4 protein-coding genes are annotated in these 3,934 nt (G+C 59.5%); 3 read left to right on the top strand and 1 reads right to left on the bottom strand.

Annotation, left to right across the window (positions count from 1 at the left end):
* Window positions 1-504: 2-phosphosulfolactate phosphatase (locus NW840_RS12970; RefSeq protein ID WP_414344706.1), on the top strand; the 504-nt coding region annotated here is incomplete at its 5' end.
* A gap of 136 nt (window positions 505-640) precedes the next feature.
* Here NW840_RS12970 and NW840_RS12965 read toward each other — a convergent pair.
* Window positions 641-925 carry a hypothetical protein gene (locus NW840_RS12965; protein ID WP_011431955.1) on the bottom strand — a complete coding sequence of 95 codons (285 nt, stop codon included), beginning with the start codon at window positions 923-925 and terminating at the stop codon, window positions 641-643.
* 228 nt (window positions 926-1,153) lie between these two features.
* Between NW840_RS12965 and argC the strand changes: the two genes are divergently transcribed.
* Entirely contained in the window at window positions 1,154-2,260 is a 1,107-nt protein-coding gene (gene argC / locus NW840_RS12960) for an N-acetyl-gamma-glutamyl-phosphate reductase (RefSeq protein WP_011431956.1), read from the top strand.
* 37 nt (window positions 2,261-2,297) lie between these two features.
* Complete coding sequence (locus NW840_RS12955; RefSeq protein WP_414344705.1) at window positions 2,298-3,740, top strand: hypothetical protein; 1,443 nt, start codon at window positions 2,298-2,300, stop codon at window positions 3,738-3,740.
* Window positions 3,741-3,934: the final 194 nt, after the last annotated feature.

The following is a 3,934-nucleotide window of genomic DNA, read 5'->3' as shown; positions in this document are numbered from 1 at the left end:
GTGGCGGGGTTTGATCTGGGCAACTCCCCCCTCGACTACACTCCCGACCGCGTGCGGGACAAGCGCATCTTCCTGAGCACCACCAACGGCACGCGCAGCCTACAGCGCCTGGAAGGGATCCCAGTGGTGATTACAGCAGCCCTGGTGAACTTGGGAGCCGTGGTGGATTTTCTCAGACGGGGCTCCTTTGCCGAGGTGTGGCTGGTGGGATCCGGGTGGGAAGGGGCCTTTTCACTGGAAGATACTGCCTGTGCCGGAGCCATCTTGCATCGCCTGGGCTGCTCTTTGAACCAGTTGGGCAACGACGAGACCTTGGCGGCCTTGGCCCTCTACCAAACTTGGCAGGACGATCTGCTGGGTTTGTTGAGACGCTCTAGCCACGGGCAACGGTTGTTGGGTCTGGGGCCGGAAAACGATCAGGATCTGGCCTATTGTGCCGAGCTGGATCGTCTCTCAGTGGTGCCCCGACAGGTTCAGCCAGGGGTTTTGGCCAGTGGCGGGTAGATTCTGGAGAGGTGGAGCGACCTGTGGATCCCACCACCCTCTGAGCTGGAAGTAGGCGGCCATTGTCAGCATGGGCTGGATCTCAACAGGCCGGGCGTAAGCTTGGGGATCCTTCCACGCCAGATATGGTCTTCGGCTAACCTGCTTGTGCCGTGTCGGGAGCGATGCCCAGCGCTTTCTGGTGCAGCCACGCCTGCCATTCTCCTGGGATCAGCTTGTTGTTAAACGCATCGCCAGAAACAAACATATCCCGCTGATTCTGGGCCAACACAAAAATGGAGCGGCGATCGAAATGGGAAGTGAGCTTGTAGAGGGTGTAGGGGCCTTCTGAGTAGAGGGTCAGAGTTTCCTGATCCAGGCCATGGCGGCTGCTTTGGCCATAGGCCCGCAAGACCATGTTGATCAATCGCTCATAGTGCATAGACCGCAGATTAGAAAGCTACACAGAACATAGACAGATATTACGGAAGCCGCTGCCAAGGCCCGAGCGGCTCAGGTGAACCCAGCATAACAAATCCCCCTGGATGGCCACGCAACGCTAACGCGAATGAAAACGCGAATGGACAAGATGCAGCGTCAAATGCAGCAGAAAAATGCGGTAGAACTTAAGGCAAGCCATCACGCAACCCTCTTGCACAGGCAACCCCCCATGGCCAACATGGCGCCCCGCCCACCCCACCCCACAGAGCCTGTCCGCATTGGCATCGTCGGCGCTTCCGGCTACGGAGGGGTGCAGTTGGTGCGGCTGCTGAGCGAGCACCCTGGCGTGCAGATCACCTACCTGGCCGGGCAAGACAGCGCCGGCAAGCGCTACGGGGATCTCTATCCCCAGTTGGCCCAGGCCGTGGATCTGACCGTTCAGCCGGTAGAGGTGGATCGCATTGCCGCCAACAGCGATGTGGTGTTTTTGTCTCTCCCCAATGGGCTGGCTGCTGAGCTGGCTCCGCCTTTGCTGGCCAAGGGGTGCAAAGTCTTGGATTTGTCGGCAGATTACCGCTTTCGCAACCTGGCCACCTACCAATCTTGGTACCGCATGGGTCAGACGGATCCCAACTGGCCCAGCCCTGCCTATCGCCAGGCCAATGAGCAGGCGGTCTATGGGTTGCCGGAACTTTATCGCGAGGCGATTGCCCAAGCCCAACTGGTGGGCTGTCCCGGCTGTTATCCCACTGCCTCATTGTTGGCGGTTGCTCCTCTGCTGCGGCAGGGGTTGGTGGAGCTGGACAGCCTCATTTTCGATGCCAAATCCGGCGTTTCGGGGGCAGGTCGTACCCCCAAGGTGGGATCCCTGTTTGCCGAAGTGGACGGCTCTCTGGCAGCCTATGGAGTGGCCCAGCACCGCCATACGCCCGAGATCGAGCAAGCTTGCACCGACCTGACCCACACCCCCATCACCGTGCAATTTACGCCCCATCTGGTGCCCATGGTGCGGGGGATCCACGTCACCTTGTATGCCACTCTGCGGGATCCCGGCTTTGTGGGGGAAGATTTGCTCACCATTTACAATGCTTTCTATCGCCAATCTCCTTGGGTGAAGGTGCTGCCGCGGGGGGTTTACCCGCAAACCAAATGGGTCTCCGGCACCAACACCTGCATGATCGGGGTGGAGGTGGACAGCCGCACCAACCGCGTTATTGTCCTGTCGGTGATCGATAACCTGATGAAAGGGCAAGCCGGGCAGGCAGTGCAGTGTCTCAACCTGATGATGGGATGGCCGGAAACGTTGGGTTTGCCTCGGCTGGCGTTTTACCCCTAGCTATAATGCCGGTAATCCCCTTGAGCCGGTTCTGTCCATGTCTGAACCTCTGGATCCCGCTTTCCATTCCGAGCCCCAAAACGCCTCGCCCAGCTCAAAGGTTGCCTCGGATGCCGTCAATGGCGCTGCTGAGGGCCTGAAATGGGAGGAGCTGTGGCGGCAGCTGGAAGCGGGCTGGCAGGATCTACCCCGTCGCTCCGAAGAGACGGTGCAACAGACCCTGGCTCGCCTGCAACTGGAGTGGGGCGGGCTGTGCCGAGAGGCGCGGGATCGGCTGCAAAGCGCTCTGGAACAGTCGAGAACGGCGGGATCCCCAGAGCCCATCCACCGAGAGCTGCAAGCGCTCTTGCCCCTGCTTAACCCCTGCCAATGGGAAGTGGTCATTGGCTCTTTGCGGCAGGCTGCGGATCGCGCCTGGGTGGCCAGCTTGCTGTATCACGGCTTGCAGGAAGCGGCCTATCCAGAGGCGGAAAGCCACGGGATCCCTTCTTGGGCTCGGACGCTGACCTCTGACCAACGCTCTGCTCTGGAGGCGATGAGTGCCCGTGCCTATGGCAACAGCCGCCTGCCTTTGGTGATGGACAAAAGCGGCCAGATTCAAGTAAAGGCCTCAGCCGCCTTGTTGGCCGCCTTGATCGCCATCGAGATCGGCAGTGTGGGTTCGGCAGGTGCCTTGTCCTTGCTGGGCACACCGGAGCTGCGCAAGCTCTTGAATGCCGAGGGCAAGCTGCGGCGAACTGGCTTAAAACAGGGACGAACTGCCCTCACAGAAGAAGAATGGCAAACGCTGCGCCGTTGGCTGGATCCCAAGGGATCTCCTCCCGACTGGTATCTCAATCTCACTCAAGTGGGGATCCAGACCACCCAAGTGGGGGACTATGCGGCACGGCGGCTGCGGGAGTTTTTCCAGAGCGAGTGGATCAAGCTCGTGATCCCTCCCTTGTATCACCTGGTCATCGATGCAGTGCGGCTGCTGACGGGAGAAGTGTTTCTCAGCGTGGGCACCACCCTGGAATCGGCTTTGGAATCGGCAGAGGCAGGGCGGCGACTGGAGTTGGTGCTGCAAGCCTTGCCCCAGGCGCGGAACATTCCCAGACCCGACCGGATCCAAGCTGCCATCCCTGCTGTGGTGGAAGCTGCCGAGAAAATCCTCAGACCCCTGCTGGCCCGCCAGTTAATGACGGTGGCGGACATCTTCGATCCGCCCATTCGCAACGAGAGCCTAAATGAATTGGGGCGGCAGCTCAACCTGTGGAACCCCTTCCAGTTTCTGCTCACCTGGAGCACGGCTGGCTGGCTGGAGGCCCTTCTGGATCAGATCAGCGAGTTGCAGCAGACCTACCCAGAAATGCCCCTGTGGGAGAGCTATCGCCAGGGCCTTGAAACGGCAGTGCAAGCTCCACGGGTGATGGATCAGGCGGAGGCTCTGCGTCTAACGGCCAAGAGTCTGGATCCCAAGTTGGATCCCTTGGAAGATTGAGTAGATGATGCATAGGGAAGAAAATTTCCTACAGCATCCACAAAGTGAGGCTGGCAGGCTAGGTGGAATCTTTTCTACGCCAAAGACAAATCTGCACGGGTTGTAGAGGGTGGCCGGCGGACTGGTCTGATACATTTACGCTGAACACTGCTGAACATCACTGTTCAACTATGCAGCGATAGCATTCTGTTTGT

The organism is Synechococcus sp. R5-13, from assembly GCF_047462015.1.
Taxonomy (GTDB): domain Bacteria; phylum Cyanobacteriota; class Cyanobacteriia; order Thermostichales; family Thermostichaceae; genus Thermostichus.
The sequence above is the reverse complement of the archived record's forward strand: the minus strand, read 5'-3'. Positions and strand labels throughout refer to the sequence as shown.